The sequence below is a fragment of the Dulcicalothrix desertica PCC 7102 genome, assembly GCF_003991905.1.
GTDB lineage: Bacteria > Cyanobacteriota > Cyanobacteriia > Cyanobacteriales > Nostocaceae > Dulcicalothrix > Dulcicalothrix desertica.
In genome coordinates this window covers 118873-137808 of sequence record NZ_RSCL01000013.1, presented here as the reverse complement: position 1 = coordinate 137808, position 18936 = coordinate 118873, and the positions used below count along the sequence as shown (strand labels likewise).

Here is an 18936-nt window from a genome sequence, read left to right as displayed (position 1 = left end):
ATTGGGAACGGGCAGGGATGCCCATTCCACAAAATTGCCCATTTCACAGGTGTTTAAAAGTATTCTACGCGGGCGTCGAAACCTCTATCGCGTAGTTGGTCACTTAGTCTTTCAGCTTCGCTACGTTCGTTAAATGAACCTGCATTTACATAGTCACCCAAACCAGATTTTGCTGCAAATGCTTGTGGTAATACTTGACGAACACGGTTTAATGTGTCGTTGGCAAATATAGGAATAACTACTACATAACGATTATTCCTTTCGGGTCGCTGTACTGCGGGTGGCGCCGGGTTGTTACTTAAACCTAGTGCTTGCCATGTATTAAAATCTACAAACCCTGTTGGCGCCAGTTGTCTTGCACGTTGGAACTGGGCAACTGCATCTCTGGTTGCTGGTCCATAAAACCCATCTGCATTACCTCCGAAAACTCCCCACTGCTGCAAGCGTTGCTGTACAATTATGACTCGCTGGCTGCGTTCTCCAAGACATATTTCACCACGCGCTGTTGAACAATCGTTATTGTTTGGGTTAGGGTTTGGATTGTTAGGGTTAACAAGAGCTTGAGATATTAATGTTAAGGTTTGTGTGTCGGCGATACCATTTGGAATAAGTCCATTATTGCGTTGAAAGTTAGAGACAGCATCGCGTGTTGTCGGGCCAAAAGTACCTGTTGGGTTGACAGGAAAGAAACCTAACTGGCGTAAATCTTCTTGTAATCTTCTAACAAGAAATCCTTTGTCACCATAATTTAAAGCGTTATCCAAAGGACCGCCAACACTGCCTGAACCACCACCAAAAGTTCCAGCAGTGCGAATAGCTTGAAGAGTTCCAGCACCAACTACTCCATCTGCACGCAAACCGTTCGCTTGCTGAAAACGAATTACTGCATTTTGAGTTTGTGGTCCGAAAGTAGTGGTTATTGGCCCGTTATAAAATCCTAAACGCGATAAATTACTTTGCAAGTTGCTGACTGCTTGTCCGCGACTGCCTAAACTTAATACTCCACTTGCTCGGTTACCACCACCTGTGTTACGAGTGTTACACTGTGAGCGTAATAGTTGCTGTGTTCTTGGACCGACTGAACCTACTGCTGGTAGTCTATTCGCACGTTGAAAGCGAGTAACTGCGTCTTGAGTTTGTGAACCAAAGTTACCTGTTACTGGGCCGTTGAAGTAACCTAATTGTTTTAAACATCTTTGAACGCTACTAACTTCTGTGCCTGAAGTTCCTCGTGATACGGCTAAACTTTGTCCTGCTATACTGACGACAAACAGTGACAGCATTACAGGTAAAAACCGCATCATTGCGTTAAAAGAAAGTTTACCCCAATTCCAAGATGCTAAACCAACTTGGATATTTGTGACTTCGACTTCTTTAGGCGCCTCATAAGCTGAAGCTAGATGCAGATAATTAGTATTTTCCATAATTTTACCAAAGTTTTAGCAAGTAAGTTTTTTCGGTTAAAGAAATTACCTGTTATGGCATATACCTTACAGGTGTGTCAAACACTTAGGTTTATATCAAAGTGGTGAGGCAGAGTAGTTGAAGTAGCTGTTGTGACTAGTCACTTTTGCTACGTTCGTTTATTAAATAGAATCACCTTGACTTAGCAGTATTCCGGTTTTCTACCCAAAATTTTTGCTACATCTGACGCAGCCACTACAAAAAAATCAAAAATACCAGAAATTAAAGCTTTTACGCCTTATTACCCCCGATAGCACACAACTATACACAAACCGTTTATAAATGGAAATATACCACTGACTTTCCTTACATGCGTCAATTTCCTAGATTAAATTTAAATAAAAAGCTGCTGTACTATGCTTATATTCTAAGTGATTTCGCAAGAAATTACTGAAATATTTATTGTAACTTTCAATACTTGTACTTAGAGTGGATACAAAAATGTCCACAATTTGTGGACATTGTACTGTGGACATTTTTCATCTATAAAAACGTTAGGCGCCAGAAACCAGGTTTCTTTAAGTAAGAGATACTTCTTTTTGGTTTTTAGTGGATGCGGAATTTACTTTGTCAAGTATAGATAACACCTCTTGTTCAAAAGCCACTTGTGCGCGGTTGGTTTTGCCACCTACATACAAGCGACCATCTTTTTGTAGTGCCCAAACTTGGGAGTGGGAGAAATAACTCATTGCGACACCTGTCATTAAAATTGCAAACCCGCTATAAACGAGGGGAATACCTGGGTCTGCTTTAATTTGCAATCCTGTACTGCCTACGACATCAAGTAGCTTTAATGTCACACCATTAATTTGTGTGGACATACCTGTTCGTAAGGTGTTAGCAAGTTGCCCTTTGCTGTCGTATATCAACACCATTCCCTGTAAATCTTTGGCAAGTAATGATACACCTTCGCTTAAGTCGGGTTTGATAGGTATCCATGTACCCCAAATTCTACCTTTGCCGTTGGTATTAAGCGGTGCCATTGGTAACTGAAATATTGGACTATTATTAACACGCACACGAACAGCAGCAATACCCCAGTCGGTTTGGTAAAGAGTTACTCCGTTGTGACGTAAAGGTTTGTTGACATATATTGTTTGATTATCAACTTCTTTACCTTGAGCATCTAATACCGACATTTTCGAGTAAAATTGGTCGATACCACCTGAAGGTGTGTAGTCAATCCAAAAACGGTCTACATGTACCGACCAATCTTTGGGAACTTGTGATGCTGCAAAAGGACCCGCATCAATGATATTTTTGATTTTGAATGTTTCACCGCTTGGTACCATTTCTTGGGCAACGAACCCTGTCATGGCGCCGAAAATAGAACCAAGTAAAGTTACAACTATTCCAATGTGAACTATAATGGGTCCAACTCGACCAACAATACCTTTGCGTGCATACAGTGTATTATCTTGTTGAAAGACTTTATATTGCTGATTTTGTAAAATCTCAGGTAATGAATTTAACGAAGCATCATCAAATTCTGCACTTAAAGCAAGTTTCTGAAATTGTTGAGGTCTTTCATAAAATTTCCATTTACGTGCTGACTTCAAAGCAGGTAGCTGACGGGTAAACGTACAAGCAACCAAACTAGTGCCAAATAATATAAGTAGCGCTAAAAACCACCATGTGCGGTAAACATGGTCTAAACCAATGAAAAGTAAGACTTTCCAAGTCAGAAATCCAAATAAAGCTGGATGTTCAGGATAATTTGTTTGATAAAATGCTAGCGACTGCCCTTGTTCTATAACAGTACCAAGGATACTAAAACCTGCAATTACAAGTAGCATCACAATGGCAAGTCTTAAATCGGTCAATATTGGTAATAAATCTTGTCTTATTGAACGTTTAAGAAGAGAAAACCAATTAAGTTCTTTTTCGGTTGTGTTATCAGCAGTCATGTGGTTAATATAAGCGATTATAAACTAAATAGGAATTCGGGAAAGTAAAGAAAATACGCCAAATGCTACTAACATTACACCACTGACAGGATTTATCCAACCCGACCAGCGTCGCAGTTCGAGTATCTTTTTTATAGAAGCAGTAAACGTGCCTGCTAAAATTAACGGCGCCACATAACCTAATGTATAGGAGAGTAATAAAACTCCACCCATAAATAAATCTTGTTGTTTTGCTACCCACCCTAGTAAACTTACTAACACTGGGGTACTACAAGGAGAAGCAACTAATCCAAAACTGAGACCAATACAATACGCGCGTACACCTTGAGGTAAATCTTGAGAGATCCAATCTGTACCACCAAAAGAGGGTAATTGTAAAGGTAAAGCTTCGAGGAGGTTTAACCCCATTAAAATAGCGATAATACTAACAATGATTGGTAGACCAATTCCAATTTGACCGTATACTCTCCCAAAACCTGCGGCAAATATACCTAGACCAGCAAGTGTGGTTGCCAAACCTAGAGAAAACCAAGTTGACTGAGAAAAAGCTTGTAAACGAGTTTTAGTTTCGTATCCGCCAATGTACCCGATTGTAATTGGTAGCATAGACAGCATACAAGGTGTAAGACTGGTGAGCAATCCAGCTAAAAATATTACACCAATACTGATAACACTCAAATGCGTCAGTTGGCTAGCGACAATACCGTTAGCAAAGCGTTCGAGTTGATAAAGTTGAGTAGAAAGAGTTTCCAGCATGGGTGTTGATTGAGTTAGGATGCTTACTCTGCTTGCATTCTAACGTGGAACGGGCAGGGATGCCCGTTCCATAACTTAATATATTTAGTATATTGTTATAAAAATAAATCAGTCACAGCAATACTAAACCCTTGTAAAACAACCTGAGTCCTAGCTGTTTCTCCTAGAGTCAATAATAAATGTTTATCTTTGGTAAAAATAATAATCCATTGATTTTCAGGATATATCAACCACACTTCTAAACAACTCGAATCTAAATATTCTTTGGCTTTAGCAAATAAATCTTCAGCGTTATCATCAGGAGAAGCAATTTCTGCAATTAATGGAAAACTTTGCGGTAAAAAGTCAGCATTGCCGTATTGCGTAAGTAAATCTTTATCTAAGTAAGAAACATCTGGACGACGACCTTGTTTATTCGTGCTGGATGTAACGGATAAAGTTCTTATATACATCCGTTACATCCGCTTTATCCGTTGCCAGTTCACCGTGAAGTTGTAATGCGTCTGCGTTTTTTAGTTCGTGTTAATTCTGGGTTGATAGGTACAACTTCAGCTTCGCTACTTTCGCGAGCAACACGAACTAGGAAAGCTGCGGCAAGTAAACTGGCTATCATTGAGTTACCACCGTAACTAAATAATGGTAAAGGTAAACCGGTAGTTGGCAAGGCGCCTGTAGTTACACCAATATGTAGTAATGACTGTCCAACCATAACTATAGTAATGCCAATTGCAATTAGTCGGTAAGTTTGGTTAGTTGCTTTGATTGCTACAATTAAACCCAAAGTGGCATATATAGCCAGTAATGATAGCAATACCATGCAGCCAACAAAGCCAAATTCTTCAGCAAATACAGAAAATATAAAGTCGGTATCTTGAATAGGTAGATAAAAAAGTTTTTGTTGCGATAACCCATACCCTGTTCCCGACTGTCCACCAGAACCAATTGCAAGTAAACTTTGCACCAGCTGATAACCGTTACCTGTGGCATCTGCCCAAGGGTCGATAAAAGACATTACCCGTTTACGTTGGTATTCACGGATGCTGATACTTAATGTGGCAAGTACAATTCCACCAAGTGCGGTGCTTCCTAAATATTTATAAGGTAGTCCGGCGCCGAGTGCAATTAACCATATAGTCATTCCACACAATGCAGCAGTACTAAGGTTTGGCTGGGCAAGTATACCTAAAACAACTAAACCAAACACACCTAGCCAAGTAAACCTCACACGCCATGTTAATTTGTCCCATTGTCCAAATAATCGAGCGCTTTGAATAACCAAAAAAGGTTTAATTAATTCAGATGGTTGAATTGGAACTGGACCGAGTAACCTACGTGCGGCGCCTAAGTCAGTTTTACCAAGTCCGGGAATTAGGGTGACGAAGATTAGCAGTAACATTAAGAAGATAAACCAGTGAGATATACCTGTTATCTTCTTAATTGGGGTATTAACAATAATATTGAATCCTAATACGCCAACAACTACCCAAATGAGTTGGCGCTTAAAGTAATACAATCCATCTTGGAACTTTGCGTCTGCTACTGGGTAAGACGCACTAAATAAAACTGCTAGTCCTACAAACAGCCAAACCATAGTCAGCCAGCGCAATAAACGCGCTTCAAGTGCCCAACTGTTTACGGAGTCATCTAAAAATGGTATCAGGCGACGAATTATCTTCACTATCGGTACACTGGGTGAAGTTACTAAGTATAAACAACAAACGATATTACTCGATTAAACCCAAATTTACCCACAATTCCATAAATTAGTTATGCAATAGTATTTATAGATACATCTACATCAAGTTCCTTACTTATAGAAATACAAAAATTTAATCTTCTATCTTGTGGAATGGGCATCGCAAGCCCCGTTCTTAACATAGAACAGTCCTACTCCTCATACACTTTCCGAGGTTAAGCTAGTAAGAGTATGTTTAACAATTTCTTCTCCTGTTAGTGCATTAACAGTTACTTCTTCCTCTATAATTGCTTTATACAACTTGTTCAACTCAAGAGCTTTGTTGAGATTTTTGATAAGATGTAGATACTTTTCGCAGGAATATAATGCTTATCAACTTCCTTAAACTCTATTTTTATATCTATAATTTCTCTGTTATTTTCTTGAGCAATTACAGAAGTATTACCTAAAGATTTTAAAATATCAATTTTTGACCTTTCTTCAAATCTAGATAATATAAGTACTAGTTCTTCTATCTTAATTTCAAAATCAGCAGACTCTTTATCTAAAGGTAATAATATAGTAAACTGTTTATCTTGCTTACTATTAGACCATAGAGATAAAACATACTCAACTTCTTTATATTTAACCCATCCCGAACACTCAAGATAAACTTCTATTTTATCTGGTGAGAGAGTATCTATTAATTGAGTATACAAGTCTGAAGATATCATTTTTATCATAGTTACTGATTTTAGTTATTTATGATTCTTCAATAATTTATATTTTGACATAAGGACGGGCAGGGATGCCCGTTCCACAAGATAGTTTCACAAGATAACAAAAAAAGAGGTCTTTTTAGACCTCTGGGTAACTCCCGATAGTAATTTCTTGTTGGAGAGTAAGTATATAAGTTATAGAAGACCTGTGTTTAAACCTTGTTTGCCAGTAGCAAGTTCGACTTTAACGATTCTGCCACCCATTTTTTGAATACGTTGCTGTTCTTTGAACCAGTTTTCGTAAGGAACTAGTTTTGTGAAGAAGGTATTTTGAAGTTCGCGTTGGGTTCTAATCCGGGTTTGGCTAGGTACACAAGCTGTAACTTTAAACATCCGCATGGTGATAGGTCTCCTGTATGAAGTGGAATATCTTTTTTATTTCAAAAATTATGAGTGTTGAATATTTGCCTACTCATTGCAAGACTGGGAATCAATCATCAATACTAGCTTGCCAAAACTCATTAAACAAAACTTACTCAATATCTCAGTTACTTCATGTATAGTTTTGTCTATCCACTCAGCACTCAGCACTCAGCACTTTTTACTCAATAAGCTCTCAGCCTTCTAGCACTCACAACTGATTCCCAGCCCTTAAATTACGCAGCTAATTTTTAGCTTCTGGCGCGCGTGTTACGACTATTAGCTCAAGCCAGAGCTGATGTAGTCTAAGTAAACGCCCATTTCTTTACCAGCGTCAGGACCTACCAAGCTAGCAGTCACTTCTTTGATTGATTGAATAGCTTGTACGGTGGCGCCTACGGGTACACCTAATGAGTTGTAGGTTTCTTTCAAACCGTTAAGTACGCGCTCATCTAAAATAGATGGGTCGCCAGCTAACATTGCGTATGTAGCATAACGGAGGTAGTAGTCTAAGTCGCGGATGCAAGCAGCATAACGACGTGTGGTGTACATGTTACCACCTGGACGGGTGATATCTGAGTACAACAACGATTTAGCAACAGCTTCTTTTACGATTGCAGCTGCGTTTGCGCTAATGGTGGTAGCTGCACGAACGCGAAGTTCGCCTGTTGCAAAGTAACCTTTGAGTTTGTCGATTGCAGATGAATCAAGGTACTTGCCTTGAACGTCTGAAGAATTGATTACTGAGGTAATTGCGTCTTGCATTGTTGTTATTTCCTTATTTCCAACCGTATTGCAATAATCCGGCGCCTAATTTTTAATCAAATCGAGTCCAAGTTTAAGATTAATCTGTTGCGATTAACCAAAACTATGACATAGCACCAATTACGTAGTCAAAGTAAGCGCCAGCTTCACCAGCATCTTCACCAGACATAAGTCCAGTTGCAACGCTCTTCATTGCTGCAACACCAGCAACAACAGCGTCAATGGGGGTTCCAAGTGACTTGTACATTTCGCGTACACCAACGATACCGATTTCTTCGATAGGTGTTACATCACCAGAAACGATTCCGTAGGTAACTAAGCGCAAGTAGTAGTCAAGGTCACGTAAGCAGGTAGCAGTCATTTCTTGACCGTATGCGTTTCCACCAGGAGAAACAACGTCAGGACGCTTTTGGAACAACTGGTCGCCAGCTTGCTTAACGATGCGCTCGCGGTTGTCGGTTAATGCTTGAGCGATACGTAGGCGCTTTTCTCCAGTGGTAACGAAAGATTTGATTCTATCTAATTCGCCAGGGCTGAGATAGCGTGCTTCTGCGTCTGCATTCACGATGGACTTCGTGACGATACTCATTTATGGATTCCTCCAATACTAGGTAAAACCAGATTTACGAGTTACTGGCACTGTTACAACGGTCGTGAATTTATCTCGTCGCTTTCGACGGCTTCGAGAATCCACTTGCGTAAATTCATCAACACAAGCAGTTAAACTCAACTACCTCTTATGGATTATTTTCAGGCATCCTGTTGAGTATTTATGACTCTTCTTAACACTTTGTAATATTTGCTTTCATGTTTGCTATTTTACACATTTTGTGCTTATTAAATGAAAGCTTTGTTAAGAAATGTTTTCATATTCAACACAAAATAGGCTGCTGCTTAATTGACAGTCAACAGCCTAATATTTAATCCCCCCAACAAGAATGTAAATTGGGGGGGATGAATTATTCAGCTTTAACGCTACCCAAGTAGTTACCAGCCTTTAAGGAAGGTACACGTTGGTAAGGAACAACATCCTCATTAAAGTACTGAGCGTATTCAGTCGAATCTACAAGCGCGTTAACCGTAGCAACTACACCTTGCTCACTCAATAGTTGGTTATATTGATTGATTTCGGCAATTGTTGCGGGTGTACGTCCTAGTATGTGACGGAACAGTAACTCTACTACCTTATTTTGTGGGAAGGTTGTACAGAAGCGTGCTTTATAAGCATCAGAGCTAGCTAAACCACGAACGAATTCACGTACCGAGATGGCGCCATTTTCGAGTTTGGATTCTAACTCAGCATTACGGAATTGTTGAGGAATTTCACTGCCGTGAATATCTAACAATTGTGCGTAAAGCGCATTTAGAGTTGTTGCAAAATCAGTTTGATTAACACCTGCTGTAAAGCGATAAATACGAACATTTTGACGTGCGCTTACAACTTGTGAAACCGGAGTAACTGTACGACCGACACCGCTATAAACAGGTTCGTTGCTTCTACGTCCTTGTGCCGCTAAATCTGCTATTGCTTTACCAGTCATGGGCATGGTTGACATGTCCATTTTTGACTCAGCTGGCTCAAAGCTTGGAACAACCACATCGTTGTTTTGTTTCGTGAGTTGGTTGTACAACCGCTCTGTGTTGGGGAAGTTCGCAGCAGGTAATGTTGGGAAGCGACGATACGGTACAGTGTCTTCACCAAATACATCTTGGTATTCAACGGTATTTAACATGGCGCTAATAAACGCTTTGATACCTTGTGTCGCCAAGATTTGGTTATATTTACGAATTTCCTGTTGGTTTTGCGGCGCCCGTCCTAAGAAGTGTTTGGTTCCTAGTTCGATAACCTTGGTATTGGGGTAAGGTGTATAAAATTCTTTTAAGTACAGGCTCGAACAACCCAAACCTTCGATGAATTCCTTGACGGTAATTTCACCATTACCTAAACGACTTTCTAAAACCTTAAATTCACGAGACGAAGCTACATAAGGTGCAATATCGCGCTCGAAAATTTGACGGTAAGCAGCACTAATAAGTGTTTGTACAGCTACTTTATCGCCAGTACCAGAGACAAGCTTGAAGATTTTGGTTTGTTCACGCTGCTTCGATACACCTTGGTTGGTACGGAAAGCAACATCAGGTGCTGTACGAGCTTCTGCTGGAGTACCCAGTTGCACAAACATTGGAACTTCTTCTTTGGTAATGCTGGGTGTAATATCTTCACGGATACTACCAACACGTAAGTTACGTCCAGATTGTCCAGCAGGTGTTAAATAGCGTTCGTATGGAACAGTATCTTCACCAAAAGCTTGTTGATACTCATCGGTATCAATAATTGCATCAACTAATGCGTAAAAACCTTTTTTCGCACAAATATCAAAGTACTTGTTGGTTTCAGATCGCCCATAAGTAGGACGACCGAGCAAACGACGGTGGATGTACTCAACCGATTTCATGACGTACAAATTAGTCCAGTACATCTTGCGGAAAACATCCGACTTCGCTAATGCGCGGATAAATTCCTTAATGCTAATTTCGCCGTTTTCTAGCTTAATTTCTGCGACCTTCTGACGCTGACCTTCGTAAACTTCGCGTCCGAAAACTTGTAAATAAGCAGCTTTGATAACTGCCTGTGTGGAGCTTTCAGAGAACTTAACGTTTGTACCAGCTTTTGATTTCTTACCACGAGTTCCTGGTAATTGGTCGAGTTTGAAGACTTTGGGCCCTAGTGTACCAGGCGCCACACCACGCGCTCCAGGATTACTATTTTGGTTATTAATCCCTGGTCCTTGGTTAATTAACAGACGCTTGGTATCTTTACCGAAGAACGCAGGACTGCTGCTGGGGTTGCGGGTTTCTTTCGGGAAAATGGCGCCGAATTGAATTTCCAAGGGGTCATTACCAGAACCATATGGATGTTGGTCGGGTAATGGCTGATTGTACGACGCAAACGTTGTTAAAAACTGAGGTATTTTTCTAAATGGTGCGCTGTAATTAAATAAATCTTGTTGTGGTCCCCAGTTACGGCATTCTTGAGCTTCTTGTCCCAAACCGCGTAGGTAAGGTACAGTTTCTTCACCGAAGTAATCTGAATACTCCTGCGAATCTACCAAAGCATCTACAAGTCCAGATAGTCCTTTTGAAGAAACTACTGAGAAATAGTTTTGCACTTCTTCGCGTGAAGAAGGACCACGACCAAGAATATGACGGAAAGCCAATTCTAAAGCACGACTATTAATGTAGGGGTCAAAGAAGTTTTTGCGGTAAAGCGGAGATTTACAAATACGACGTACAAACTCTTTCATCGAGATGTCGCCGTTCTTGACTTGTGACTCTAAATATGATAAAGACAAGCCATAAGCACGGGTAATATCACGTTCAAAGATTTGCCGATACGCAGCTTTGATAACGTCGTTCTTTTCAACCGCCGATAAACCAGTCTTCATTACGAACTTTTGGCGCCGTTCGGAAGCATTAAAGTAAATTTGTGGCAGTTCCAAACCTTGTTGGTCAGATGAAGAACGCTGACGAACTTTGGTTGAAGGTGTTGGTGCTTTGAATTCGCTAATCAAAACATCCATGTACTGCTTAACAATTTCGGTTGCTTCGGGGTCTTGGCGGAAATAGCTAAGTGAAGCTCCCTTTATTTCTTGCAGCGCTACAATAGTCGCTTCTGTAGAGCAAGCATTTTCAATAATTTCGCGTAAACCGCGTGTATTTACAGCGATTATATTAGGGTCGCCTGCAACAATTGCATAAGTCGCATAACGTAAGAACCAGCTTAAGTCACGTAGACTCTTCGCCATGTTCGACGGACCATAGCGAGCAACGTTTATTGGTCTAAAGCCTGGAGGTGTTGGACCAGTTGAAGCGGTATTAAAGATGGAACGTAAATTTTCAAAGAAACCACCACGACTTTCAACGTAGGTGACGTTTCCTAATTCCATTCCACGACGCACATCTACTATTGAGGCGCCTAGTGCTTCCGATACTGCCATCGCCACTTCTGGGTCTTTTGGCTTTTCTAAGAAAGCCATCGGTGTACCACCAACGAAAATTCGGTTAGCAGCGCGCGAGACGATAATCTCAGAATTATCTGTCAGAGTTTGAGCTATTTGCAAACGCTTGGCGCCAGATGCAAAGTAGCTCGCCAACTCCGAAAGTTCGCCTGTTCCCAAGAAACGGTCTTGCTGTTCAGCTTGGGAAATTGTCGATAATGCTACAGTTTGATATAGTTGCGGGCGCGCAACCGAGCTTCCACCACTCGCCTTAACACTCATCGGATTTCTAAAACTCCCATCAATATTTTTTTTGTGTTAAGTCTGATTACCTTGTACTTGACACAGTAATTAATTTATGCATCACTGTATGTCACTTAACAAAGCCATCAGAGAAAATTAACCCAGTCAGCTTATAGATTAGAACGTTTTGCGGTTCCACTGTGGATTTATTAAGAAGTATGTCGAACTTGTCACCTGAATGTATCAAGTTATGACAGTAACCACTCCATCTTATCTGAGAACTCGACTAAGTTTTGTAACGATAAGTAACAGATATGCAGTTCATTGAATTTACTGATAATGCATGTACTTATTTTTAATTTAAACGCAATTTCACCGCTATACAACCTTAAAAGTGGCAGTCAAAATCTTAAATCGCTTATAATTTTAGTAAGCAAGTGTGAATTTTCGGTGCTGTGAGTTTTCTCAGCTAATAGTTCCGGAAATACGGAGATAAGATTGTAGCTACTTATAGTTAGTACAGATAAGTACAAGCAAAAACTTCTGATAAATTATGCGTTTTAAGTATAAATTACTAGCCCTAGCTGCTCTATCTATCGCGCTTACACAAACTATTACTCCTGCAACAGCGTTACCAGAACAAAGCGTTAAATCATTTCTAAAATGGGCAAAAAATAGACCTTTGCCTACGCTACAACAAAATAGTGCCTATGGCGCCGTTAACAACCAACATCAGAACTACGTAAACACGGCGCCAAAAACTAAGAAAATCAACAAAACAAATGTAACAGCCAACAAAGATACAACGGTTAAATTCAGTAAATATAACGAAAAAGTATTAAAGTTAATCTTAAAAGTATACAGCAATTCTCGATAAAAACCCATAATTGTAGCACAGGCATCTTGCCTGTGCAATACATAGTTAATTTTTTACCACAGAGACACCTAAATTTCCTTATTTAAATAAGCACTTTCAACCAAAACAGGTATACACTTACTTACATTAAAAGCTGCTGCCAACTCTACATCTTGAGCAAACCTACGGTAAATTAACTCTTTACCTGAACTGCATTTTCTTAAATAACCTAATAAATCATCTTCACAACTTTTAAATGCTGCAACGGCTGCTTGAGCTTCTGGTGAAAAAGTACCCTTCAAATAACTTAAAATAGCTCCGGCGCCAACTAAATCTTCAAACGCAAAACGTAAACTATTATCTGCCCATCTTTCACCTGCGGGTATAACAGCTACCTTCCTAAACCTTTGAGCAAATTTTCCTACCGCTTCACAATTTCGGAAACAACCAGCTATTGTTAATGTATTTCCTGTTTCAAGTGTCAGGGTTGCACCATTAGGAGAAGGCAAAACCAATTTTGTACAAGCAGGAATATTTTGTAACGACGCAGGAGAAAGAGAATACTTCTCAGATTCTCGTTTACCTGCTAATTCTGCTTGTAAAGATTCTGCATAAAATTTTGCTTCGTCCTTCCATTTATAAGGATAAACGATGGCGCCGTTATTAGTCGCAATTTCAACACAGGTAGAAAACGACAATATATCAACAATGATAATAATATTACTGATTGGCGCCAGTTGATGGGCGCCCTGTAAACCCCATTCGCAACTTATATCAAATTCAGCTTGGTCGTAAATCATCCGTTATATCCGTTACATCCGTTACATCCGTTGCAAGCTCCATTCTTTAACTATATATATATGTTGAATCAAATATAACTGCTCAAAACGCCCAAGCACACGATAGACTCAGAGATGCAGCGATGTTGTTTATACTATGTCCGATACTCAAAAAGTTAGCGAGAAAGTTGCTAAACTCTACGATACATATCCGTTTCCGCCAGAACCAATACTAGATGAGGCGCCTCCAGGTTACAATTGGCGGTGGAATTGGTTGGCTGCTTATAATTTTTGTACCGGGATGAAACCGCAAAAACGAGATATTCGTATTCTCGATGCTGGTTGTGGGTCGGGTGTTGGAACTGAGTATTTAGTACATTTGAATACAGAAGCACAGGTTGTAGGGATAGATTTAAGTGCGGGAACACTGGAGATAGCTAGGGAACGTTGTCAACGTAGCGGTGCCAATCGTGTAGAATTTCATCAGCTAAGTTTATTTGATGTCGAACAGCTACCTGGGGAATTTGATTTAATAAATTGTGTTGGGGTTTTACATCATACCGATGACCCAATTCGAGGAATTCAAGCTTTAGCAAAAAAATTGGCGCCTGGTGGTTTGTTTCATATATTTGTATATGGGGAATTAGGACGTTGGGAAATCCAACTTATGCAACGTGCTGTTGCATTACTCCAAGGTGATAAACGTGGAGATTATAAAGATGGAGTCAAAGTGGGACGGCAAATTTTTGCTTCGCTTCCAGAAAATAATCGAATTGTGAAGCGAGATAAGGAACGGTGGTCATTAGAAAATCATCGTGATGAGAATTTCGCGGATATGTACGTACACCCCCAGGAGATTGACTATAACATTGATACGCTGTTTGAGCTTATTGATGCTTCGGGTTTGGAATTTGTCGGTTTTTCAAATCCTGGGTTTTGGGACTTGCAAGCGCTTTTGGGTAAATCACCTGAACTAATGGAGCGTGCAGAAAGTCTGACGGAGCGTCAACGTTATCGTTTGATTGAATTACTAAATCCTGAAACTAGTCATTACGAGTTTTTTCTGGCACGTCCACCTTTAAATAAAGCTAACTGGTCGTCAAATAGTACATTACTAAGTGCGATACCAGAAGTTAGCCCATGCATAGATGGGTTCCCAAGTCAAACAATATTTAACTATGATTACAAAATAGTAAATCTATCTAACGCAGAGTTAGCTTTTATGCAGGCTTGTGATAGCAGTAAAACTGTGGATGAAATTTTAAAATCTGTAGATTTTAATTTGGATGGAGTTCGGCGCCTTATTGAACAACAATTAATAATGATGGCGCCAATGTAGCTCGTAGATATGCAGAGGATAGAGAAAACTAAATGTAGATAATTATGATTAGTGAGTGCAGTGTATTCCTAGGAAATATCAAGTGTGATAGATAACTCAGTAAGTAGAGTCTACTGAAATTAGGTTCAGCAAGACACAAACGAGTGAAAACTAGGAGCTAAAATGTGAAGGGGAAGGATGAATATTTATCGCTTCTTGTAAAATAAGCCTTGAGAGCAGGTTATCATCCTGATTGGTTTCTAGTTTCGACTTTGTTCGTAACGGGCGCCAATTCTCGCAATATAGAGCATCTAATGGAGGCAATGTCCAGTTTTCAATCACTAAATGGTCAATCAGTTGCCTAAAACGGGTTACGTGGGGCGAATGGAGATCTTTTTGGAGTTAACAATTAAGTTAGTTGTTTTTTTCTAAAGTAATGTTACCCAATCGTGATATGATTTTACTGGCTGAGTGTGCAGTCAACATAACTAGAAAATACTGGTTTAAAGTCCCGTGAGCTTGTCAGAAGAAACAACCGAACCCACACCAACAATACGACAAGAAGCTCAATCCGGTATTGAGGACTCCGAGCCAGTTGGTTCTATGCAAGAGTTCTATCGACTCTATCAAGAGTTGCTAACGATTACTCTTGTGATAACGGGGATTATTTTCGTCTCTGTTTGGATTTTCTATTCTCTGAACATTGCCCTAAACTATTTGCTTGGGGCATGTGCCGGCTTAGTTTATATTAGAATGTTGGCGAAAGATGTTGAGGGATTGGGGCCAGAAAAACAGAAGCTAAGTAAAACGCGCTTCGCATTATTGGTAATAGTAATTCTGCTCGCATCGCGGTGGGATGAATTACAGGTAATGCCCATATTTTTGGGATTTCTGACTTATAAGGCAACTCTCATCTTCTATGTAATTCGGACGGCTTTTAACGCTGACTAGCGCTTTATACGCGGGATAACCGAAAAAGTAAATCTAGATTTTGCGGTTAGGTTTATATCTACCCGTAAGATTTGCCCCTGCTCTTAATTTAAGATGGGAGAAACATTTGATATAGGAAGAAAATGGTGAATTTTATCAACGTCTTCCATTCTCTTACCCTTGCCGAGTTAGAAGTTGGAAAACACTTTTACTGGGAATTGGGTGGATTAAAAGTACACGGGCAAGTATTTCTCACTTCTTGGTTTGTTATTGGTCTTCTCGTAATAGCATCGCTTGCTGCAACGAGAAATATCCAGAAAGTTCCTAGTGGTATCCAAAATTTAATGGAATATGCCCTAGAATTTATTCGGGACTTGACGAAAAACCAAATTGGTGAGAAAGAGTATCGCCCTTGGGTGCCTTTTATTGGCACATTATTTTTGTTTATTTTTGTCTCGAACTGGTCTGGTGCTTTAATACCTTGGAAGCTATTAAGATTGCCTGAAGGTGAATTAGCGGCGCCGACTAATGACATTAATACAACTGTTGCACTGGCATTGCTAACTTCTTTGGCGTATTTTTACGCTGGTTTTAGCAAGAAAGGTTTAGGATACTTCAGAAAGTATATTGAACCAACCCCAATCTTATTGCCAATCGCAATTCTGGAAGATTTCACCAAACCTCTTTCCCTAAGCTTCCGTCTTTTTGGCAACATTTTGGCGGATGAACTGGTGGTTGGAGTACTAGTTCTACTAGTTCCTTTGTTTGTTCCTCTGCCAGTAATGGCACTTGGATTATTTACTAGCGCCATTCAAGCGTTGGTATTCGCTACCTTAGCTGCTGCCTACATTCATGAGGCACTCGAAGGACATGGCGAAGAACATGAGGAACATTAAAGAGCGTCCAAAGAACATCATTTGATGTAATTTGAGATTGGATAACTAAAACAACCTGTTCATTTTTTTGTAATAACACCGAGGAAAACCAAAATGGATCCATTAGTTGCTGCTGCTTCTGTACTTGCTGCTGCTCTCGCTATCGGTTTAGCTGCAATTGGACCTGGTATTGGTCAAGGTAATGCTGCTGGACAAGCAGTTGAAGGTATTGCTCGTCAACCCGAAGCAGAAGGAAAAATTCGCGGTACATTGCTGTTAACCTTGGCGTTCATGGAATCGTTGACAATTTACGGTCTGGTTATCGCTCTAGTATTATTGTTTGCGAACCCATTCTCCGCGTAATACAAATTTTTAATGTAGAGACGCTGTATGTATAGTTAATAACTATCACCGTCTCTACAGTAATACGCCCCCAAATTTTGGATTTTATCAATAAAAATTGCCGTATAGTGCGCGGACGAGGCAAGAAATGTTTGATTTTGATGCAACCCTGCCTTTAATGGCATTACAATTCCTGCTTTTGGCGGCTTTACTAAACTCGATCTTCTATAAGCCTTTAACAAAGGCACTAGATGACCGCGATAACTACATTAGAACCAACAAGGTTGATGCTCGCGAGCGTTTGGATAAAGCCGAGCGAATAGCGAAAGATTACGAACTGCAACTTGCAGAAGCACGTAAGCAAGCACAAGCTGCAATAAATCAGGCGGAAGCAGATGCTCAATCAATTTATTCTAAGAGTATTGCAGAAGCTCAACAAGAAGTTCAAAAGCAGCGTGAAGAAGCATCACGCGAAATTGAAAGTCAAAAAGAGTCAGCGATGCGTTCTTTAGAACAACGAGTAGACTCTTTAAGTCAGCAAATTCTAGATAAATTATTGGGACAAACTGTTTAGACAAAGCGATATATTTTCTCATCGCCCTATCAGTCTCAAAAGCCCAAGCAAACAAGGGCGTAAGCATTGCCTTCCTTATATGTAGAAATATAAGGTGTGATTAGCAATTTTCTCCTTCTTTATATATTGGGGAGAAATCAACGTATTAGCAGTTAAGTACGCAGTTGTAGATGGGTATAATGGGCACCTTAATATTATTGGCGACAGAGGCGGTTGCCGGTCACGCCGAAGAAGGTGGTTTCGGTCTAAACCTAGACATTTTAGAAACCAATATAATTAACCTGGCAATTCTGGTTGGCGTACTAGTTGTATTTGGACGTAAGTTTCTTACTGATACTTTGAGCGCGCGTCGCACTAGTATTGAAATCGAAATAAAAGAAGCAGAAGGACGTGCCAAAGAAGCTGAGAAAGCATTATCAGAAGCGCAAAAGAATTTAACTCAAGCACAGCAAGAAGCGGAGCGAATCCGTTCTTTTGCTAGCGAAAATGCTCAAAAAGCTAAAGAAGCTATTTTGGCACGTGCCCAAGTCGATGTGCAACGTCTTAAAGATGCTGCTGCTGCTGATTTGACGAGCGAACAAGATAAAGCAATTGCACAACTACGCTCAAGAGTTGTTGCGCTGGCTCTTCAAAAAGCTGAGTCACAGCTAAAATCTGGAATTGCTGAAGATACACAGCACGCATTAATCGACCGCAGCATTGCGCTATTGGAGGTAAGTTAGATGAAAAGTACTGTTGCTACTGAAGAAATAGCTGCTCCTTATGCACAGGCATTAATGTCTGTAGCGCAATCTAATAACCTGACCGAAGCGTTTGGTGATGACGCACGGTCAATAGTCGGTTTACTTTCTGGAAGCGAAGACCTTCGTAACTTTTTTGACAACCCTTTCATTCAAATTGATACAAAGAAGTCTCTTGTTAATCGTCTATTGAGTGACGATACGAACGCCTTCATGAGGAATTTTTTGATGCTATTGGTTGATAGAAAGCGAATTTCTTTCCTTGAACCAATCATGAGGCAGTATTTATCACTGCTACGCGAATTAAATCAGACGGTTTTAGCTGAAGTAACTTCTGCAATTCCTTTAAGTGAAGCGCAAGAGCAAGCAGTAATCGAAAAAGTCGTTGCGATGACTAACGCGCGTTCTGTGGAGCTTGAGAAAAAAGTAAACAGCGATTTGATTGGTGGTGTCATCATCAAAGTTGGTTCGCAGGTAATTGATGCTTCTTTACGCGGTCAATTACGGCGCCTGTCTTTAAGTTTAGGTAGTTAGAAGTTAGGAGTTAGGAGTTAGGAGTTAGGAGTTATTACTCA

General features: G+C 40.1%; 20 protein-coding genes. 9 read left to right on the top strand and 11 right to left on the bottom strand.

Annotated elements, in window-relative coordinates; translation table 11 throughout:
* Positions 1-53: 53 nt before the first annotated feature.
* From DSM106972_RS26125 to DSM106972_RS26080, 10 genes are all read right to left on the bottom strand, one after another.
* The gene (locus DSM106972_RS26125) at positions 54-1424 is read right to left on the bottom strand and encodes a peptidoglycan-binding domain-containing protein (RefSeq protein WP_127083438.1); all 1371 of its coding nucleotides are present in this window, start codon (positions 1422-1424) and stop codon (positions 54-56) included.
* 558 nt (positions 1425-1982) lie between these two features.
* Entirely contained in the window at positions 1983-3371 is a 1389-nt protein-coding gene (locus DSM106972_RS26120) for a cytochrome c biogenesis protein (RefSeq protein ID WP_127083437.1), read from the bottom strand.
* A 24-nt stretch (positions 3372-3395) separates the two neighbouring features.
* Positions 3396-4127: a cytochrome c biogenesis protein CcdA gene (locus DSM106972_RS26115; protein ID WP_127083436.1), complete on the bottom strand. Its 732-nt coding sequence runs from the start codon at positions 4125-4127 to the stop codon at positions 3396-3398.
* A gap of 95 nt (positions 4128-4222) precedes the next feature.
* Positions 4223-4579: a Uma2 family endonuclease gene (locus tag DSM106972_RS26110; protein WP_233787272.1), complete on the bottom strand. Its 357-nt coding sequence runs from the start codon at positions 4577-4579 to the stop codon at positions 4223-4225.
* 29 nt (positions 4580-4608) lie between these two features.
* A complete protein-coding gene (locus DSM106972_RS26105; RefSeq protein WP_127083435.1) occupies positions 4609-5805 on the bottom strand; it encodes an FtsW/RodA/SpoVE family cell cycle protein in 1197 nt (398 codons plus the stop codon).
* Between the two features lie 323 nt (positions 5806-6128).
* On the bottom strand, positions 6129-6545 hold the full coding sequence (locus tag DSM106972_RS26100; RefSeq protein WP_127083434.1) for a hypothetical protein: 417 nt from the start codon (positions 6543-6545) through the stop codon (positions 6129-6131).
* A 171-nt stretch (positions 6546-6716) separates the two neighbouring features.
* On the bottom strand, positions 6717-6920 hold the full coding sequence (locus DSM106972_RS26095; RefSeq protein ID WP_026093335.1) for a phycobilisome linker polypeptide: 204 nt from the start codon (positions 6918-6920) through the stop codon (positions 6717-6719).
* A 300-nt stretch (positions 6921-7220) separates the two neighbouring features.
* Positions 7221-7706, bottom strand: coding sequence for an allophycocyanin subunit beta (gene apcB, locus DSM106972_RS26090; RefSeq protein ID WP_019493631.1), 486 nt, complete (start codon positions 7704-7706; stop codon positions 7221-7223).
* Positions 7707-7809: 103 nt separating this feature from the next.
* Entirely contained in the window at positions 7810-8295 is a 486-nt protein-coding gene (gene apcA, locus DSM106972_RS26085) for an allophycocyanin subunit alpha (protein ID WP_127083433.1), read from the bottom strand.
* Positions 8296-8665: 370 nt separating this feature from the next.
* On the bottom strand, positions 8666-11986 hold the full coding sequence (locus tag DSM106972_RS26080) for a phycobilisome rod-core linker polypeptide (protein WP_127083432.1): 3321 nt from the start codon (positions 11984-11986) through the stop codon (positions 8666-8668).
* Between the two features lie 514 nt (positions 11987-12500).
* Here DSM106972_RS26080 and DSM106972_RS26075 point away from each other — a divergent pair.
* Positions 12501-12824 (top strand): hypothetical protein, encoded by a 324-nt coding sequence (locus DSM106972_RS26075; protein ID WP_127083431.1) that lies wholly within the window; start codon positions 12501-12503, stop codon positions 12822-12824.
* Positions 12825-12892: 68 nt separating this feature from the next.
* On the opposite strand, the gene DSM106972_RS26070 is transcribed toward DSM106972_RS26075, so the two are convergent.
* Positions 12893-13603 carry a 2-phosphosulfolactate phosphatase gene (locus tag DSM106972_RS26070; RefSeq protein WP_127083430.1) on the bottom strand — a complete coding sequence of 237 codons (711 nt, stop codon included), beginning with the start codon at positions 13601-13603 and terminating at the stop codon, positions 12893-12895.
* A gap of 136 nt (positions 13604-13739) precedes the next feature.
* Between DSM106972_RS26070 and DSM106972_RS26065 the strand changes: the two genes are divergently transcribed.
* The 8 genes from DSM106972_RS26065 to atpH all read left to right on the top strand — a co-directional run bounded on the left by DSM106972_RS26065 (position 13740) and on the right by atpH (position 18895).
* The gene (locus DSM106972_RS26065; RefSeq protein ID WP_127083429.1) at positions 13740-14921 is read left to right on the top strand and encodes a class I SAM-dependent methyltransferase; all 1182 of its coding nucleotides are present in this window, start codon (positions 13740-13742) and stop codon (positions 14919-14921) included.
* 209 nt (positions 14922-15130) lie between these two features.
* Entirely contained in the window at positions 15131-15265 is a 135-nt protein-coding gene (locus DSM106972_RS54990) for a hypothetical protein (protein ID WP_267901158.1), read from the top strand.
* A 148-nt stretch (positions 15266-15413) separates the two neighbouring features.
* Complete coding sequence (locus DSM106972_RS26060) at positions 15414-15851, top strand: ATP synthase subunit I (protein ID WP_127083428.1); 438 nt, start codon at positions 15414-15416, stop codon at positions 15849-15851.
* A gap of 122 nt (positions 15852-15973) precedes the next feature.
* Positions 15974-16726: a F0F1 ATP synthase subunit A gene (gene atpB / locus DSM106972_RS26055; protein WP_019493625.1), complete on the top strand. Its 753-nt coding sequence runs from the start codon at positions 15974-15976 to the stop codon at positions 16724-16726.
* Positions 16727-16819: 93 nt separating this feature from the next.
* The gene (gene atpE, locus DSM106972_RS26050; protein WP_127083427.1) at positions 16820-17068 is read left to right on the top strand and encodes an ATP synthase F0 subunit C; all 249 of its coding nucleotides are present in this window, start codon (positions 16820-16822) and stop codon (positions 17066-17068) included.
* A gap of 127 nt (positions 17069-17195) precedes the next feature.
* Entirely contained in the window at positions 17196-17621 is a 426-nt protein-coding gene (locus DSM106972_RS26045) for a F0F1 ATP synthase subunit B' (protein WP_127083426.1), read from the top strand.
* Positions 17622-17791: 170 nt separating this feature from the next.
* Positions 17792-18343, top strand: coding sequence for a F0F1 ATP synthase subunit B (locus tag DSM106972_RS26040; protein ID WP_127083425.1), 552 nt, complete (start codon positions 17792-17794; stop codon positions 18341-18343).
* Complete coding sequence (gene atpH, locus DSM106972_RS26035) at positions 18344-18895, top strand: ATP synthase F1 subunit delta (protein WP_127083424.1); 552 nt, start codon at positions 18344-18346, stop codon at positions 18893-18895.
* The last annotated feature ends 41 nt before the right edge of the window (positions 18896-18936 follow it).